The organism is Parasphingorhabdus sp. (assembly GCF_059726685.1).
Genome location: NZ_AP041068.1, coordinates 1,735,041 through 1,752,122, shown reverse-complemented (window position 1 = coordinate 1,752,122; position 17,082 = coordinate 1,735,041). Strand labels below are relative to the sequence as shown.

The window sequence follows — 17,082 nt, the reverse complement described above, 5'->3', positions numbered from 1 at the left end:
ATCTCTATCGAAAATTATCCGCATAGGCTTGGATTTTTAAAGTCTTGTTCGGCGTAGGCACGATAGAATAAGAAATACCATATTTGTCGGCATAAGCCTTTGCAGCATCAACATCAGGAAATTTCATCCGCACTTGTCGCTGTGTATCACCAGATCCCGCCCAGCCAGTCAGTTTGTCCGCTTTGCGTGCTTCGGACGGCTCAAACTCCAATATCCATTTGTCAGTTAGCGCCTTGCCTGACTGCATAGCATTCATGGGGTTCTGGTAAATCCGTGCGGCCATCACATTTTCCTTCGTTGATGATCGCCTCAATAAGCGCGTGAAATCGCAAATTCAACCGCTTCGGTCATAGCGGCTTTTGCCTTACCCGAGGGGAAAGCACCCAGAGCGTCAATTGCCCGCTGTCCATAGTGGCGCGCGCGGGAAATCGTGTCATCAATCGCGCCGGTTTTCTTTAGCAGGCTAGTGGCAAAAGCCAGATCATCGTCCGAGACCCTGTGCCCGATAATCGCATCTTTCCAGAATTGCCGATCCTCATCACTCCCACGGGCATAAGCCAGAATCACTGGTAGGGTGACCTTGCCTTCGCGGAAATCATCACCGGCATCTTTACCCATTGTTTCGCTGTCAGAGGAATAATCAATCGCATCATCGACCAGCTGAAATGCGATTCCCAAATTGCGACCGTAAGAATCGAGTGCCAACTCGGTTTCTTCTCCCCGCTCCGCAACCACGCCTGAAATCCGGCTGGCTGCGGCGAATAGTGCCGCTGTCTTGGATCCGATAATATCGAGATAACGGTCTTCGCTAGTATCAATCTTGCGCTGAGCCGTCAGTTGATTGACTTCACCTTCCGCGATGATGGCCGACGCACTGGACAGAATTTTCAGTACTTTCAAAGAGCCGTCTTCCACCATCAGTTCGAAGGATCGGCTGAACAGAAAGTCCCCCACCAATACGGTCGCAGGATTGCCGAAAACCAGATTGGCGGTAGTTTTGCCGCGCCGCAGGTCAGAACCATCTACAACATCGTCATGCAGCAACGTAGCAGTATGGATAAATTCAACCGCTGCCGCCAATTTGAAATGGCGATCCCCTTCGTAACCAATCAATTTGGCAGCCGCCAAGGTTAGCATGGGACGCATTCTTTTGCCGCCACCGGCAATCAGATGGCCCGCCAATTCAGGGATTAAAGGGATTTCAGACTGCATCCGGTCAAGGATGACGCTGTTCACCTGGTTCATGTCACTGGCGACCAGTGCCATAAGTGGTTCTAAGGACGGGGTCGCTTCACGCCCCAAATGATGCACTGTTGCAGACATATTCCCTGCGATGTGGCAAGGGAAAGGCGATAAGGCAAGTGAAATCAAAGCATCTACAGGTGAAGTTTGCAAAACTTGCGGGCAAGTCTATCAAGCTATGAATCAATTAAGGAAATCAGGCTGCTATCCATGGACGACAAGCTCAAACAATATCGCCAAAGCATCAACAATATCGACGCCGCATTGGTGTTCATGCTGGCAGAACGGTTCAAGGTCACGCAGGCCGTTGGCGAATATAAGGCGAAGAACAAGCTCCCCCCTGCTGACCCTTCCCGCGAACAGGAACAAATTGCCCGCTTGCGACAACTCGCCAGCGACGCCGATCTTGATCCCGAATTTTCCGAAAAGTTCTTGCGCTTCATAATCGATGAAGTGATCCGACACCATGAGCAGATCCGGGAGGAGTCCGCCTAGTCTTGCTTTTGCCTGATATGCTTTAGGCCCAAAACACCGGATACAATATGAGTTATAAAGCTGCGTACCACTGGCCATCGGGCAAAATGGTGGATGGCGAGGTCGCGGATAAACGGTAAAATTCTGCCATTTGACTGATAAAGCGGCGTGAACATGACACTGAGCAACTGATAAAGCTCGATATGAAAGGACCGCAACCGGCTATATCGTTTCGATATGCCATCAATGCTGGCAACAGCCGTCGCGAGCGCACTGGCGTCGATGAGGGCCATGTTGGCCCCCTGCCCCAATTGCGGGCTTGTGCAGTGCCAGCTGTCGCCAACATGATATAGTCTTTTCGACGTCTGCGAGCGGCCGGTACGATGCCCATAAACGGCCATGGTCAGCTCATCCATTGAACCAATCTGAGCTATAAAGGGTTCGGCTTCAGGCCAGAGTTTGCAATATTCCGTCCTGAACTGCTCAATACCCGCATCCATGACACCGGCAGCATTTTCCGGCTTTTCAGACCAGAATATCGCTGCCCCCTGATTACCGGTGGCTGGATTGATGCCAACCGGCATTATTCCCGCCATTTTGCTGGCGTGCCAGTAACGCTGATCCAATGCGTTGGGCATTACTCCATGATTGTCAGGTATATCCACAGTAGCCCAGAATGCACCATAACTTAGTTTTCTAAGGCGTCCGGTCGCCAAAGGGCTACGAGCGCCGCTGGCATCCACCAGCAGGTCGAATTGCGCGGCTGGCATACCGTCAGCAAAAACCGGCTCAATTGCAGATTCATTTTCCGATACACCAACCAGTTCCTTGCATGTTTCTATCGGAATTCCAGCCTCTTTTACCGCCTGCATCAAAGTGTCGAAAAGGCTGGCACGGTGAATGCCCAAAGCAGAAACGGCATGGCGGGCATTTTCATATTTCATATCCAGCGCGCGGCGCCCATTATGCACCGAGATACCGTGCAATTGGTGAACAGGGCTAGCCAGTTGCCGAATGCGATCCAGCAATCCCAATGAGTCCAGAACTTGTTGTCCAGAAGGTTGAATGAGCAAGCCTGATCCAAGCGGTCTGGGTTCAGAAAAACGCTCAAACAGAGTTACCTGATGCCCTTGCCGCGCAAGAAACAAGGCAGATGCTAGACCACCCGGTCCGCATCCTATTATTGCAATATTCTGTGCGACTAGCCCCAAAGTTGTAATACTCAAATATTGTCGACAAACTGACTTTATGTCACTGATTTACCATCGATTTCGGTAAGCAGAGCCTGACCATCAAACCGCCAAGATCTTCGCTTTCTTCCAGAGAAACTGTGCCATGATAAATTTCCGCAACATCCCGGACAATGGCGAGCCCCAGGCCTGTACCCGGTTTGCCGGTATCCAGACGCGCACCGCGATCGAAAATGCGTTGACGCTCTTCGGCAGGGATGCCCATGCCATCGTCCTCGATCAGCAATTCGACAAACTCGTCATTCGGTTCGACTGTGACAAAAACACTGCCACCGCCATATTTTGCAGCATTTTCAACCAGATTGCCGATCATCTCGTCAAGATCCTGACGTTCGACAGATACCGCAGCATCCTTGTCGCCATCGATATCGATCCGGACATGCTTATAGAGCCGCCCAACAGCTCGTTCGACTGCCTGCAGGCTGGGCCACACACGGGCACGGCTGTGCGCATGACCGCGGCGACCAACCGCTCGGGCGCGGGCAAGGTGGTGGTCCACCTGACGGCGCATAACGCCCGATTCCCGGATCACCGTGTCAGCAAGGTCATCGGCCTTGGCCGTGGCGCTGTTCATGATGACGGTCAGCGGCGTTTTCAGCGCATGAGCCAGATTGCCTGCATGCCGACGCGCTTCTTCCGCCTGTTTTTCATTATGGTCGAGCAGCTCGTTCAACTCGTCAACCATCGGTGTAACCTCATTGGGCATGGGTTCGCTAACGCGCTTTTTCTGCCCGTTTCGCATCTCACCGATCGCCTTGCGAATTTTTCGCAGAGGCCAAAGCCCATATAAAGTCTGCAACGCAGCCATGCCGATCAGTCCAAGGGCGAGCAACAGGAAGCTGTTGATCAATATCGACCGTATTTCATTCACCTGAGCGTCCAACCCATCTCGGCTCTGGGCGACCTGAAACGACCATCTCACCTCTGAATCGGGAAGAACGACGCTTCGTTCTGCTATCCGCAAAGGTTCCTCAGGGAACTGGTCACTCTCATAGAGATGGGTCTCCAGATCCTCATGGGGTTCTGTTTGCTCCAATGTTCGATCCCATAGCGAACGGGAAGCCCAATCATCATGCCCGGCACCGCTAATCTGCCAATAGGAACCACTATTGGGTTCCAGAAACCGTTGCTCGCCAAGTGGTCGATTGAATAATATCTCACCGTCGGGTCCGATTTCTGCGGAAGCGATCATTGCCGTCAGGGCATATTCAAGCTGATTGTCAAAATTGCGGGTGACCGCGTTGACGAGCACCCGGTCGAGCGCAACGCCGCCGCCAAGTAGCAATATGATGATCCATGCGGCTGCAATACCGATCATCCTGCGGCTCAGCGACCCTGTGGTTTGCGTGCCTAATGGGGGTTTCGGCTGGACATCTGCTTCATCAATCGGAAGATCTATTTTGCTTGTCTCATTCAGCTGTCAGGATCCTCTAGACTGTAACCCAGCCCCCGGATTGTCGAAATGACATCGGCACCCAATTTTTTCCGGATACGGGTTACAAATACTTCAATCGTATTCGAATCACGGTCGAAATCCTGATCATAAATATGTTCGATCAGTTCAGTTCGGGACACAACCTTGCCTTTGTGGTGCATGAGATAAGACAAGAGTTTATATTCCTGCGCGGTCAGCTTCACCGGTCCACCATTTAAAGTGACTTTGCCGGAACGCGTATCCAGCCGGACATCCCCTGCGGTGAGCTCTGATGACGCATTGCCGGAGGCGCGGCGTATCAGCGCTCTAAGGCGTGCAATTAGCTCTTCGGTCTGGAACGGCTTGGCGAGATAATCGTCAGCCCCTGCATCCAGTCCAGCAACCTTATCCGACCAGCTGTCGCGGGCTGTCAGAACCAGCACCGGAAAATTCCGCTCTTCCCTGCGCCATCGGTCCAATACCGTCAGACCATCAATCTCCGGCAAGCCCAGATCAAGGATAACCGCGTCATATTCTTCGGTAGAGCCCATGAAATGGCCATCTTCGCCATCAGTGGACAGGTCAATTGCATAGCCATTGCTTTCCAGAGTCGATTTTAGCTGTTGTCCCAAGGTGGGTTCATCTTCGACTATAAGCACGCGCATAAAGTTACTCCAGGAAACCGGTTTTCAAGATGATATAGCTATATCACCATCATTAAATCCCACAATGATAAAGAGAAAACGACTTAGCGGCGTTCACGGAGGATGGCTCCAGTCCGGCCATCGACATCGACAAAGATGACATGGCCTTTCTGGATAAATTTCAATCGATAGACCTGGGCTGAAGGATCATATTCCGGCCCCAGATACTGGCTACCCGCCATTCTTGGCAGGACCTTGTTTTCAATCGATCGCAGGGACTTTCCCTTGCCCGCCATCATTTGCGCACGAGCTGCTTTTTGCTCGTTATCGCGTTGCATAGCCTGAACCGGGACAGCCGTCACAGCCAAGGCAGTGCAAGCCATTATCGCAGAAAAGATGGGTTTCTTGAACATGATCAGGCTTTTAACGTTCCTGCTTTTAACATCACGTGAACGGCAAGTTCAGTTCACATCTTTAAAGATTAACGGATCATTTCATAGGTAATATTGAGACTAACCGTCGTTCCGACTTGTCCCGGCGCGACGGGGACGGACTCGTCTTGAACACTCATCATCCGCATCGAGCTCACAGGGTGAGGAGAAGCATTACTGAATCCTTCGGCTATGGAAACCACACGCACACCGGTATATCCAGAAGCCCTTGCATAGCTTTCCGCTTGCCTCTTCCCATTTGCAAGGGCTCGTTCGCGCGCCGTTTGCTTGACTTTACTATCGTCATCAATGGAGAAATAGGGACCGTTGAGATTGGTTGCACCGCCATCACTAACAAGCGCGTCCAATATCTGGCCCAGATCATCAATATTGCGAACTTTTGCCCGGACCTGATTGGAAACGCGATAGCCGACAAATCGACTTACCTTGCCCCCGCGATCATATTGGTAATCAGCATTGAGGTTAATACCCGTCGTTTGAATGTCATCTGCTGCAACACCGAGTGATTTCAATTTTTCGATCATCATCCTGGCTTGGCGAGAGTTTTCCCGTAACGCTTGCGTTGCAGTGGGCGCCTTCGTTTCCACTCTGGTACTAAACGTCGCCGTATCGGGACGACTATCGACCTGCTCCGATATGGTGAGCTCAATTACGGGGTTTTGTGCGGTAATCTGGACATTAGCGGCTTCAGCCATCTGACCGCCTCCCAACATCGCAGCAGCGATAGTAATAATTGCGAGATACTTCATGTCGTTCCTTCCAATAAAATCAAAAGTTAAGAACCCTGCTTTGACCAAATGCGACCACCCCATAGTCGTGAGTTGGTTCCTTATAGCCTGCTTTTGCCAAAACGTAACTTGAGCAAAACGCCACTTGCCTATAACGCGCAAGGATAATGTCTCAGCCACCTATTTTCTCTTATGAAGGCCTATCTCTCCATCAAGGCGAAGGATGGTTGTTCCGTGACCTTGATCTGCACGTCGGTCCGCGCGACCGTTTGGCATTAATTGGTCGTAACGGTGCGGGAAAAACGACATTGTTGCGGCTGATTGCCGATCAGATTGAGCCGGATAAAGGCAAACGAATGATCCAACCCGGCACCAATATCGTGATGCTGGAGCAGGAGCCGGATTTCTCTCCATTCGAAACACTGCTTGATTTTGCGGTCGCCGGAAGCCCCGGACCAGCTGCACATGAAGTTCAGTCCATCGCTGACCAGCTGTCTACAGACCTTGCAATCCGTGCGGACAAGGCCAGTGGCGGTGAAAAACGCCGGGCAGCGATTTGCCGGGCGCTGGCTTTGGAACCGGATCTGTTGTTGCTTGACGAACCGACCAACCATCTCGATCTAGGCGCGATTGACTGGCTGGAAGACTGGCTGCGTCGGTACAAGGGCGCTTTCATTACGATTTCCCATGACCGGACCTTTCTTACCCGTCTTACCAAACAGACTATCTGGCTTGATCGCGGTGCTATCCGCCGACAGGAGGTCGGCTTTGGCGGCTATGACGCGTGGATGGAAAAAGTTCATGCAGACGAGGCTCAGGCAGCCAGCAAAATCGACGCCAAGCTGAAACTGGAAGCACGCTGGCTGGAGCGCGGCGTAACTGCAAGGCGCAAACGCAATCAGGGGCGGCTTGAGAAATTATATCAAATGCGGGCGCAACGTGCAGCCATGATTGGTCCGGCCGGAACGGCCAACCTGAAAGCCCAAAGCGATGATGTCCGCACAAAGTCCATCATCATGGCCGAAAATATCTCCAAGGCTTTTGTTGAAGGCGATGCCAAACGCACAATCATTCGGGATTTCTCCCTGCGCATTCAGCGGGGAGACCGGATTGGTATTGTCGGGGCCAACGGAGCCGGCAAGACGACTTTGCTCAAGATGCTGACCGGCGAACTGAAACCGGACACCGGATCGGTTGATCTGGCCAAAACGCTGAACGGTGTCTTCATTGACCAGCAGCGCAGCCTTTTGGAAGGAAACAAGACCGTCCGTGACGTCCTTGCCGATGGCAGCGACTGGGTGGATGTGCGCGGCAACAAAAAACATGTGCAGGGCTATCTCAAAGACTTCCTGTTCGCCCCCAGCCTCATTGACGCCAGAGTAGGCACCTTGTCAGGCGGCGAGCAGTCCCGGCTGCTCCTCGCCCGGGAATTTGCGCGTATGTCAAATTTGCTCGTACTGGACGAGCCGACCAATGATCTCGATCTTGAAACGCTCGATCTTCTTCAGGAAGTGATTGCGGATTATGAAGGCACCGTACTACTCGTCAGTCATGACCGCGACTTCCTGGACCGCACGGTTACCGTGACTTTGGGACTGGATGGCAGCGGCAGGGTAGATATTGTCGCAGGCGGCTATGCAGAATGGGAAGCCAAGCGCAAATCCGATAGCAACGGATCAAAGTCCAGGAAAACCGGCAAAGCGGCACCGACAAAAGCTACTACAAAATCAAGCAGTCCGGCGAAGAAGCTGAGTTACAAGGACCAGCGGGACTATGACATGCTGCCCGGTCGGATCGAAGCAATTGACAAACGTATGGAGCAAATTGCCGAAGCTCTGTCCGACGCCGACTTGTACACCAAAAACTTCACTCAATTCGAACAACTTACCGAAGAGAACGCAACTCTCATTGACGAAAAGGATGAGGCTGAGATGCGTTGGCTAGAATTGGCAGAGCAGGTAGAACAGCTAAAAGGATAGCGATAGAAACAGTGATCAGGCACTCTACACTTGATAACCATGTTCGAAACAAAGAAATGGGCCGTATAGAGTGAAGTCTCAATACGTAAAGATGCCTAAGTAACAGTATGGCCATTCGATGGAAATTGGGTTAGTTAGAAAGTTTATGATGAAGCACGGCTTATAAATATGGACCCAGTCAGCGTTGAAATCGCCGCGATCAGGTCAGCGCTGGCTGAAGCCACCGAAAAGATCGAAGCGCTGAACGGGCTGGTTGTATCCTCCGAAAATGACGAGACTGATACCCCCGACCCAGCCGTTGAAGATATCACTGCGGCAGAGTTGATACATCGCGCGGAAAGACTGTTGAAATGGAGCCGGCTCAAAGCCGATACGCTTAATCTCGGTTCCGGGTTATTTGCTGATTCCTGTTGGAACATGTGCCTTGACACTTATATTTGCGATCTCAAGGGCCAGAAGATAACCGTCTCGTCAATCGCACATAGTTCCGGGATACCCATGACAACGGCCATGCGATATATCAACGTGATGGCAGAAGAAGGCCTGCTCGAGAAATCACCCAATCCTTCTGACAATCGCATGGTTTTCATATCCACTTCTGAAACCTGCAAAGACAAGATCTCTACCATATTGTCTCATTTCAAGTGATCTGACCACCAAGAAGCAAAGCGGTCTGATCCAGTTAACTTCTATTTAACCATCTTTGTTCATTTACGTTTTTACCAGGTGACGGTTCGGAGATTGCGGGATCTTCGAACCACCTCTCCCCGGCGATGCCGGATATTGTGGTTTGTTATCTGGGTAGTTTAATGAGTGACGCAAATTTAGAGACGCTCCTAGCATCAAAGCTGATTGGCAGCAGTCCCAAAATGCAGCAACTGCGAATGCTGGTAAAGTTCGCCGGTCGTTGCAACAGCTCTATCATGATCACCGGCCCTTCCGGAAGCGGTAAAGAAGTTGTAGCTGAAGCGATTCACAGCATTTCACAACGGGCCGCAGCTCCCAACATTACTGTCAATTGTGGCGCGCTGCCGGAACAGTTGATTGAGTCCGAATTATTCGGTCATGAAAAAGGCAGTTTTACCGGCGCAGTCAACAAACATGTCGGTTTGTTTGAACAGTCTAACGAAGGCACTATTTTTCTCGACGAAATCGGCGATATGCCCCTTAACATGCAAGTTAAATTGCTACGGGTTCTGGAATCGCGAATAGTCAACCGTGTTGGCGGCAACCAGAATATTCCGATCAATGTCAGAGTAATCGCTGCGACCCACAAAAATCTGGGCACCGCTATTCAACGCGGATCTTTCCGCGAAGACCTGTTCTATCGGCTTTGTGTTGTACCCATCGAAGTCCCTGCTCTGAGCGAACGGACAGAAGACATCCCGGCATTGGTGGAACATTTTCTGAATAATCAATCAGATAGCAACCCTCTGCCGATTTTTACCGCGGAGGCCTACGCGGCGCTTCAAAACTATAATTGGCCAGGCAACGTGCGTGAACTACGCAACGTCGTTGAACGCGCTACGGTGTTCTTTTCCGGCCAGCAGGTCCATGCCCATGATATCGCGACTTTGGTTCAATCCGAAATCATACCGGCAATCCATGATCGGCAAGTGGAAGCACAACCTCAGTTCGCTGAGAGCACCCCGGGCATAGACAGCGAGGAAGATTTTGCGCCTACCTCACCAATGTTTGCTGCACCACAGTCGAACAATGTCATCGACCTTAACGCCCATCTCAAAAATGAAGAGCGCCGCATCATAATGCATGCTTTGGAAGCCTCACACGGCGTTGTTTCGAAAGCCGCACGGTCGATCAATATCAAACGGACCACGTTTATCGACAAGATGCGCAAACATAGTATCGATAAACAGCTGCAAGATAGCGTAGCACTAGCCGCCGGTTTTTAGCGCCAGCGCTATTGGTATCGTCTCTTCAGCGTTTTATCGTCCCGGAGCGATTGCTAGCCATGATTTTTCTATTTCATGTAGCATTTCCCGCGCGGACTCTGCTTTTTCAATAAATGAGACACCAACTTCCGCCTGGATCCGGCGCCCCGCTTCCCGGTAGATGGTATGGAGCGTTTGGGCGAGATCACCAGCAGCTTCAAAATCCAGCGACTCATCCAATCCATTTAGAATACCAAGCGCTTTGGCCCGAAATTCAAACATTTTTCCATGATCATTGCGCTTTGCACTTTCGATCATCGCGTCCAGACTGTCTCGCAGTTCAGCGAATAATATCGACACCAGATCATAAGGGTTGGCCGACAATACGTGGCTGTTCTTCTGAACCGATTGATAGCTTGATGCACGGCGAATATTGGATTGAAATGTCATTCTTTATTTCTTTCTAACGTCAGTTATCATCAAAAGATGCGAATTGTTGTTCGACATAGGATTGCGTAGCCCGAAGAACGGACAACTGCCGTTCCAAGCCAGCAAAAGTAGTTTGTAATTGTTCACGCAGGCGATCGCCCTCATCAGTGATTTTTTCCCGGCGCTCCTCAATGGACTCCCGGATCGCATCAAGCCGCTCTTGTGCCTGTGCCAAAGCGCCATTCTCGTCCTGTAAGCGGGAAGAAATTGCATCAAGCGCTCCGCTCAAGCCCACATTGGTCTCGCTCACAGTGACTGGCTCCAGCATCAACTTAACTCCGCCGCTGTCCAGTTCCAGCGCAGCATCAAGACGAACATTATCGATACTCAAGGTACCATCGCTTTCGGTGCGCACACCGATATCGGCGAGAGTCCGGAAATCGCCGCCATCCGCCAATTGGGTTGACGTCAGCTGGCTAAGCTGTCGGATGACTTCGCGCGCGCCGCGATCACCGGCCAATGGACCGCCGCTTACACCAGCCAGGCCGGGCGCGGTTGCATCATTTAAAGAACTGCGCAGTTCATTATAGGCGGTGACGAATTCCGTCACGAGACTGCGAACATCGAGCGGTTCTGAATCACCGCTAATCGAAAAAACTGTGCCGGGTTCAGCCGCCAGTAGAGATAGCTGCACTCCGGGAATAGCACCGGTAACCGCATTGCTGCTGTTGGTCAGCTCTATGCCGTCAACCCGAATAATACTATCTGCAGCGGCTCCGATATTTGATAGATTCAAGGCTGCCGAAGGCCCGCTCTGACCAATTGTAAAAGCATTTTCGACCCCTTCCTGCGCTTCAAATACCAGACGAGACCCTGCATTGTCAGTCAATATAGAGGCTGTGACACCGCTATTGCTGGCATTGATCGCATCTTTCAAACCGGCCAGACTGTTATTGGTATCATCAATGACAATATCGAAACTGCCCCCGCTGTTGGTAATGGTGAGAGTGCGCTCCCCAATCGGGTCGGAAGCGCTGGCAAAAACGTCGGTCATTTCTCGCTGAGCGGCCGCTATTTGCACAACCTCTACGGAGGCTGGCAGTCCTTCCGGTCGCGCATCTTCAAGCACGGTTGCGTTGGCCAGTTCGGTGCGGCTGGATATCAGCTCACCGACAAATCCCTGACCATCAAGAGTTTCTTTCACTGCGTCGGAAAAGGTAGTCAGCGCCGAAGCGGTGGCGGCCATTGCCGATATCCGTGTGCTATTAAGCTGGCTTCGTTCATTGAGCTGGCTCAACTTGACACCCGTTGATGCCGCGACGAGGTCGGACACCAATTGGGCGGAGTTGATACCGGAACCAGCGCCGATACTGTTTATGACATTACCAAACATTATTCTTTCACCTTCCTGGTGATTTACGGCACGTTTCGGGGCCGATTAAGATACAGTTTTTCATTTCAGATCAGGCCATCCTGCTGCCGTCGGCACTATATTGCATGTCTTCAGGCAGGTTGATTTTGGGTTTGTGGAGAGGGCTGACCAGTTTTTCGTCCAGCTGAATGAGGAAGCTCAGTATGGCAGCGACCACTGCATAGAGGCGATCGTCAATGACCTCTCCTACCTCCGATGTGTAGTAGATGGAGCGGGTAAGGTCCTGATATTCCATAACCGGCGTACCAACTTCTGCCGCCATTTCACGCATGGCCAGAGCTATCGCGTCACAGCCTTTACCCAATACCACTGGCGCATAATCCTGTTCCCGGTCATAGCGCAGTGCGACGGCAAAGTGGGTTGGATTAACCAGCAGAACGGTGGCGTCTGCGACGGCTTTGCGGGTCGAGTCACTGAGCATCTCGCTGCGACGCTGACGCTGGATAGCCCTGGTGTCAGGTGAACCTTCGGTTTGTTTATACTCGTCCTTGACCTCTTGCTTGGTCATTTTCAGGCGCTTCGTCCGCTGGAACAACTGGATTGGCACATCGATCATCGCGATCAGCATCAGGCTCACGGTGATACCGACCAACAGTTTCAGGAAAAGCGATGTGTAACTGGCAACAGCCATATCCAAATCCTGCGCACCCAGCTGGGCAAGATCGCCAAAATGCATGGATAATATGGACCCGCCGACCACTCCAAGCAGCAAGACTTTCATGATCGACTTGCCAAGCTCCATCAGACCATTGGTTCCGAATATTTTCCCCATCCCCTTTATCGGGTCCAGCTTTGATGGTTTGGGTTTCATCGCAGACCAGCGAAAGCCCAGTGATCCCAGCAATGCTGGTGTCGCTATTGCGGCAACCAGCAACATGGCGAACAGGCTCATAAATTCCGGTACGATACCGGAAACGAGTGAGAAACTGCGCCCTTCTATGTCGAATATCTCAATATCACGATGATCGAAAATCAGCGCGCTGGCGAGCATATCGGCAAGCGCCTGATACAGCGTTCCACCAAAAATCACGACCGCCACGGTGCCAAAGAAAATAACCATCGCGCCGCCAAGGTCCTGGGACTTGAGGACATCACCTTTCTCGGCGCTGTCTTTCAGTTTCTTGGGGGTTGGTGCTTCGGTCTTTTCGCCGCCGGTTGGGGATTCCTGTGCCACTATCCGCCGCCCGCAATGAAGACAGCCTGATTGAGGCCCATGCCCAAAGACTGGACAATCGTGTCGGCCATGATCGGCGCAGTTATTGCCAGCATTACCAGGCCAGCTGTAATTGTGACCGGAATACCGACAGCGAACAGATTAAGCGCTGGTGCCGTTCGGGCCAAGAAGCCCATAACAAATTGAATGAGGATAAGCGCACCGCCGACAGGCAGAGCAATGAGCAGCCCCATGGAAAATAACGTGCCACCAAATTTCACCATGCCTAGCAGCAATTCGGGACCCAGAAATGCAAAGCCCGGCGGCAAAGCGGAATAGCTTTCGACAATCGCCGCGATCAGCATCAAATGGCCATCGATAGCGAGCAGCAACAGCGTCGCCACGATCATTAAAAACTGACCAATAACCGGCGTAGATTGACCTGTTTGCGGGTCCGCCATGCTGGCAAAGCCCAGGCCCATGGCGTTACTGATCGTTTCACCTGCTATAAGCACGCTGGCAAAGCCCAGTTGTAATGCAAAGCCGATAGCGAGGCCGAGTAGCACTTCTCCCATTACGAAAATCATGTTGTTCAGGGTGATCGCTGAATCGGTCGGCAAGTCGAAACTTACGCTGTTGGTTGCGACCATACCGATCATGAACGCCAGGATGATGCGGATCTGGACGGGCACATTAGCCGCGCCGAAAACCGGCGTCACAACCATCGCCGCGCCGGGACGGATCATCGCCATCATCCACATCCAGATCTGGCTTTCTACATCAGCAAAACCGGCCAAAATCATAAGAGCAAATCCGGAATCCTGGTGTAAATTTCACGCGTGAAATCGACAATCAGAACAAGGATTGAGCCACCGAAAATTGCAGCAACAATGGCAACAATAACTAGCTTGGGCACGAAGGTAAGCGTTTGTTCGTTAACCGATGTTGCTGCCTGAACCATGCCCAGGACAAGTCCGACCAGCAAAGCGGGGATCAAAAACGGGGCGGCAGCGAGAGCGGTAACCCACAAGGCTTGCTGCGCGATACCGACAAAGAAATCTGCATTATCGGTCATGGCTAACTCGCAAACGAGGCCGCTAGAGAGCCCATAGTAAGAGCCCAGCCATCTACAAGAACGAAAAGTAGCAGTTTGAACGGCATCGATATAATCACCGGCGACAACATCATCATACCGAGTGACATCAACACGGCGGCTACGACCAGATCGATGATCAGGAAAGGCAGGAATATGAGAAAGCCGATCTGAAAAGCGGTTTTCAGTTCGCTGGTGACAAAGGCCGGCAGCATGATCGAGAAAGGAATATCTTCAGTCGATTCAAAACCGTCTTCATTGGCAAGATCCATGAACAGGCGAAGATCGCTTTGGCGCGTCTGTTTCGCCATAAATTTATGCATGACCTTGCCAGACCGATCAATGGCTTCGGTCAACGTGATCTCGTCCGCCGAATAGGGCGTTATCGCCTGTTCATTTATCTTTTCAATACTCGGCGCCATGACAAACAGCGAGAGAAACAGGGACAGGCCGATCAGCACCTGATTGGGTGGTGTTTGCTGCAGGCCCAGTGCATGACGCAAGATCGAAAGGACTATGATGATCCGTGTAAAGCTGGTCATCATCAGGACTATTGACGGCAATATCGTCAGCAACCCCATTACGATGAGGATTTGCAATGTCGTGCTCAACGGTTGTCCGTCTCCCGACACATCGTCCAGCGCCCGTTCCAGCGCAGCAGATGCACCCGGCGCGGCATCCTGCGCGAAGGCCGGAGCCGCAATGAATGCGGATGCGATGATCGCGACAATGATCCAGATGGTTTTTAGATTAATCTGCATTTTTCTCATCAACTTTTGCAACACCATTGCGAGTGACAGAGAGCAGGATCTTGCGTCCTTCAAAATCAACGACGGCCAGTTTGTTGTTCACACCAATCGGCATGACTTCGACGATATTGAGGCTGGTTGATTTCTGACGCATCATCGTCTGCGGTTGATATTTGCGATAGAGCCAGAGCGTCCCGTAAATCAGCAAGCCGATTAGCGGCAGCATGATTGCGAGTTTTAGAATGTAAAAGGTCATCAGGTGCGCCTTTCCACGCGCGCCCGTGCCATGCCGTTCGACACGATCTCAGCGATCCTTACGCCGAATTTATTCTTGACCGGCACAACCTCGCCGCGGGCCACCAGGGTACCGTTGACGTTAATGTCGATCAGCTGATCGACCTGACGGTCGAGTTCGACGACCGAGCCTTCGCGTAGGTCCATAATGTCGGATACCGTCATAGACACGCTACCAACTTCGACCGACAGGCGAACCTTGATATCCGCCAGAAAGGCATAATGGTCCTGCGGCTGGCTGACATTTACACCACCGTTTACGTCGGCAGGTTCTGCGGCTCCCAGAGCCTCGCTATCATGGGTCATATCGTTCATTTTCTGGTCCTATAGAAACTGTTTGATTTTGAATGCGACACCGCCATTTTGTTCGCCGATGCTGCCGCGTGCGAAGACGCGGTCACCGACGATAAGTGGTACGTTATCGGTTGGAGAAACTGGCAATATGTCACCGACGGCAAGCCGGGACAGTTTGGACAAGTCCATTGTCGGACGCGCCAGGACGGAGCGAACAGGCATATAAACCTGATCAAAAGATTCTTTCAGCGATCTTTGCCAGGCCGGATCAATAGCATTGGTTTCCCGGCTTACCGGGCGATGCAACTGTGGTTCGATAGCGGTGAGTCCATCAATCGGCTGGGCAAAATCAATTGCTTCCACCGCATGACCCGAAAGCGCGATCCGGGCAGAACTGACAAGAATATTCGGATCTTCGAGATCCATCTCGAGATCATCCTTGTCATGAATATATCCGGCATAACGAAACGTTGTTTCATAAACCACCGACCAACTCTCGGCGAGGCTATCGGCGATCGCTTTTCCCAGACGATCAATCATCGCCGTTTCGGACCGCGAAAGCTTTCCTTCTGCGCAGGCTTCACCATCAAATTGCCCGCCAAAAAAACAGTCTACACACCCCGTCAGAAACAAACGCGAAACCCGGACCCACATAGGAGGTCCCGACGTGCCGGAATGATATTCCAGATAGACTGCGTCACCTTCCAGTGCCTCATGCCATTTGGGGAATTGCAATGTGTCGCTGCTGGTCATTTCGACGCCCAACTCACAACTGACAATGCCCATCAGGTGGGCTTTGATCCGACTGGCCAGTTTTTTCTCGACCTTCCGATATACCGTCAACAGCATATCATCAGGACCGCCTTTTTTCAGCAGACTGTGCTCTGCTGGCGCGCGGTCAGTTGAGGCGCTGGCGGAGGCGTTTTCTGTGGTAGGCTCGGACATTGGTTTATCGCCTTCTAAAATCTTACTGGATGACCATGCTGGTGAAATAGACGTCCTCAATTCCGCCAAATCCCGATTTTTCTTTCAGGGTGGCGTTGATGACATCGCGGAGCTTTTTCTTCAGCTCGCGTTTGCCTTCGGACGTGTCCAGCTCGAACGGATCTTGTTGCCCCAGTTCCATCAGGATAGCGGAACGGATGGCAATCTCATGCTCGGTCACATGCTCAAAAACACGCTCATCATAATAGGTTGAGATAGCGAGCGACAATTGCGCAAAGCTCTCAGAATTGGAGAGATTCGATGTAAACGGCTGCTCGATCTGATGATAAGTAATTTTGAAATTACTATCATTAGGCTCCGATATTGCGGTCTTGGCTTCCCGTTCGCTAACGGCTGTGCCGTCTTTCAAAATTATCTTGGGCTTGTTCGGGTCTTCAGGTTCACCACCTTCACTGTTCATCGTACCGGCGACATAAAATCCGCCAGCCGCGCCGCCGCCGCCGAGAACAGCAACTGCAGCAAGCCCAATGATGATGCCTTTCATCTTGCCCTTTTTCTTTTTGGGCTTTTCTTCTTCCGGATTGGTATCTGACATTTTGACCTCTGAAGTTTCTATTC

21 protein-coding genes are annotated in these 17,082 nt (G+C 51.7%); 4 read left to right on the top strand and 17 right to left on the bottom strand.

Features of this window, described 5'->3' with window-relative positions:
* Positions 1 to 4 precede the first annotated feature (4 nt).
* Together AC6I9Z_RS08715 and AC6I9Z_RS08710 are read right to left on the bottom strand one after the other, a co-directional pair.
* Positions 5 to 283: an NADH dehydrogenase ubiquinone Fe-S protein 4 gene (locus AC6I9Z_RS08715; RefSeq protein WP_109357445.1), complete on the bottom strand. Its 279-nt coding sequence runs from the start codon at positions 281 to 283 to the stop codon at positions 5 to 7.
* A 26-nt stretch (positions 284 to 309) separates the two neighbouring features.
* Positions 310 to 1,323, bottom strand: a complete 1,014-nt coding sequence (locus AC6I9Z_RS08710) for a polyprenyl synthetase family protein (RefSeq protein ID WP_461455277.1) — start codon at positions 1,321 to 1,323, stop codon at positions 310 to 312.
* Positions 1,324 to 1,452: 129 nt separating this feature from the next.
* Here AC6I9Z_RS08710 and AC6I9Z_RS08705 point away from each other — a divergent pair, with 129 nt between their 5' ends.
* On the top strand, positions 1,453 to 1,737 hold the full coding sequence (locus tag AC6I9Z_RS08705; RefSeq protein ID WP_109357447.1) for a chorismate mutase: 285 nt from the start codon (positions 1,453 to 1,455) through the stop codon (positions 1,735 to 1,737).
* On the opposite strand, the gene AC6I9Z_RS08700 is transcribed toward AC6I9Z_RS08705, so the two are convergent.
* The 5 genes from AC6I9Z_RS08700 to AC6I9Z_RS08680 form a co-directional block, all read right to left on the bottom strand.
* Entirely contained in the window at positions 1,734 to 2,942 is a 1,209-nt protein-coding gene (locus tag AC6I9Z_RS08700; RefSeq protein ID WP_461455275.1) for an FAD-dependent oxidoreductase, read from the bottom strand. The two genes, AC6I9Z_RS08705 and AC6I9Z_RS08700, sit on opposite strands and share 4 nt — an antisense overlap.
* 25 nt (positions 2,943 to 2,967) lie before the next feature.
* Positions 2,968 to 4,284 (bottom strand): sensor histidine kinase, encoded by a 1,317-nt coding sequence (locus tag AC6I9Z_RS08695; RefSeq protein ID WP_461455273.1) that lies wholly within the window; start codon positions 4,282 to 4,284, stop codon positions 2,968 to 2,970.
* Positions 4,285 to 4,379: 95 nt separating this feature from the next.
* Positions 4,380 to 5,045 (bottom strand): response regulator transcription factor, encoded by a 666-nt coding sequence (locus tag AC6I9Z_RS08690; RefSeq protein ID WP_461455271.1) that lies wholly within the window; start codon positions 5,043 to 5,045, stop codon positions 4,380 to 4,382.
* 83 nt (positions 5,046 to 5,128) lie between these two features.
* A complete protein-coding gene (locus tag AC6I9Z_RS08685) occupies positions 5,129 to 5,437 on the bottom strand; it encodes a PepSY domain-containing protein (RefSeq protein WP_461455269.1) in 309 nt (102 codons plus the stop codon).
* Positions 5,438 to 5,505: 68 nt separating this feature from the next.
* Positions 5,506 to 6,225, bottom strand: a complete 720-nt coding sequence (locus tag AC6I9Z_RS08680; RefSeq protein WP_461455267.1) for an SIMPL domain-containing protein — start codon at positions 6,223 to 6,225, stop codon at positions 5,506 to 5,508.
* A 146-nt stretch (positions 6,226 to 6,371) separates the two neighbouring features.
* Here AC6I9Z_RS08680 and AC6I9Z_RS08675 point away from each other — a divergent pair, with 146 nt between their 5' ends.
* The 3 genes from AC6I9Z_RS08675 to AC6I9Z_RS08665 all read left to right on the top strand — a co-directional run bounded on the left by AC6I9Z_RS08675 (position 6,372) and on the right by AC6I9Z_RS08665 (position 10,096).
* Positions 6,372 to 8,183 (top strand): ABC-F family ATP-binding cassette domain-containing protein, encoded by a 1,812-nt coding sequence (locus AC6I9Z_RS08675; protein WP_461455265.1) that lies wholly within the window; start codon positions 6,372 to 6,374, stop codon positions 8,181 to 8,183.
* A 168-nt stretch (positions 8,184 to 8,351) separates the two neighbouring features.
* On the top strand, positions 8,352 to 8,831 hold the full coding sequence (locus tag AC6I9Z_RS08670) for a helix-turn-helix domain-containing protein (protein WP_461455263.1): 480 nt from the start codon (positions 8,352 to 8,354) through the stop codon (positions 8,829 to 8,831).
* 161 nt (positions 8,832 to 8,992) lie between these two features.
* On the top strand, positions 8,993 to 10,096 hold the full coding sequence (locus tag AC6I9Z_RS08665; RefSeq protein WP_461455261.1) for a sigma-54 interaction domain-containing protein: 1,104 nt from the start codon (positions 8,993 to 8,995) through the stop codon (positions 10,094 to 10,096).
* Between the two features lie 33 nt (positions 10,097 to 10,129).
* Here AC6I9Z_RS08665 and AC6I9Z_RS08660 read toward each other — a convergent pair whose 3' ends face one another.
* The 10 genes from AC6I9Z_RS08660 to AC6I9Z_RS08615 all read right to left on the bottom strand — a co-directional run bounded on the left by AC6I9Z_RS08660 (position 10,130) and on the right by AC6I9Z_RS08615 (position 17,059).
* Complete coding sequence (locus AC6I9Z_RS08660; RefSeq protein WP_461455259.1) at positions 10,130 to 10,525, bottom strand: flagellar export chaperone FliS; 396 nt, start codon at positions 10,523 to 10,525, stop codon at positions 10,130 to 10,132.
* A gap of 19 nt (positions 10,526 to 10,544) precedes the next feature.
* Complete coding sequence (gene fliD / locus AC6I9Z_RS08655; RefSeq protein WP_461455257.1) at positions 10,545 to 11,897, bottom strand: flagellar filament capping protein FliD; 1,353 nt, start codon at positions 11,895 to 11,897, stop codon at positions 10,545 to 10,547.
* Between the two features lie 70 nt (positions 11,898 to 11,967).
* A complete protein-coding gene (flhB, locus tag AC6I9Z_RS08650; RefSeq protein WP_461455255.1) occupies positions 11,968 to 13,110 on the bottom strand; it encodes a flagellar type III secretion system protein FlhB in 1,143 nt (380 codons plus the stop codon).
* Complete coding sequence (fliR, locus tag AC6I9Z_RS08645) at positions 13,110 to 13,892, bottom strand: flagellar biosynthetic protein FliR (protein WP_461455253.1); 783 nt, start codon at positions 13,890 to 13,892, stop codon at positions 13,110 to 13,112. The genes flhB and fliR overlap by 1 nt, the downstream gene beginning before the upstream one ends.
* Positions 13,889 to 14,164, bottom strand: coding sequence for a flagellar biosynthetic protein FliQ (locus AC6I9Z_RS08640; RefSeq protein ID WP_461455251.1), 276 nt, complete (start codon positions 14,162 to 14,164; stop codon positions 13,889 to 13,891). Before AC6I9Z_RS08640 ends, fliR begins: the two co-directional genes overlap by 4 nt.
* A 2-nt stretch (positions 14,165 to 14,166) precedes the next feature.
* Positions 14,167 to 14,943 carry a flagellar type III secretion system pore protein FliP gene (gene fliP / locus AC6I9Z_RS08635; RefSeq protein WP_461455249.1) on the bottom strand — a complete coding sequence of 259 codons (777 nt, stop codon included), beginning with the start codon at positions 14,941 to 14,943 and terminating at the stop codon, positions 14,167 to 14,169.
* Positions 14,933 to 15,187, bottom strand: a complete 255-nt coding sequence (locus AC6I9Z_RS08630) for a flagellar biosynthetic protein FliO (RefSeq protein WP_109357462.1) — start codon at positions 15,185 to 15,187, stop codon at positions 14,933 to 14,935. Before AC6I9Z_RS08630 ends, fliP begins: the two co-directional genes overlap by 11 nt.
* Positions 15,187 to 15,540 (bottom strand): flagellar motor switch protein FliN, encoded by a 354-nt coding sequence (fliN, locus tag AC6I9Z_RS08625; RefSeq protein ID WP_461455247.1) that lies wholly within the window; start codon positions 15,538 to 15,540, stop codon positions 15,187 to 15,189. The genes AC6I9Z_RS08630 and fliN overlap by 1 nt, the downstream gene beginning before the upstream one ends.
* A 9-nt stretch (positions 15,541 to 15,549) precedes the next feature.
* Complete coding sequence (locus tag AC6I9Z_RS08620; RefSeq protein ID WP_461455245.1) at positions 15,550 to 16,464, bottom strand: FliM/FliN family flagellar motor switch protein; 915 nt, start codon at positions 16,462 to 16,464, stop codon at positions 15,550 to 15,552.
* A gap of 22 nt (positions 16,465 to 16,486) precedes the next feature.
* Positions 16,487 to 17,059 carry a flagellar basal body-associated FliL family protein gene (locus tag AC6I9Z_RS08615; protein ID WP_109357465.1) on the bottom strand — a complete coding sequence of 191 codons (573 nt, stop codon included), beginning with the start codon at positions 17,057 to 17,059 and terminating at the stop codon, positions 16,487 to 16,489.
* Between the last annotated feature and the right edge of the window lie 23 nt (positions 17,060 to 17,082).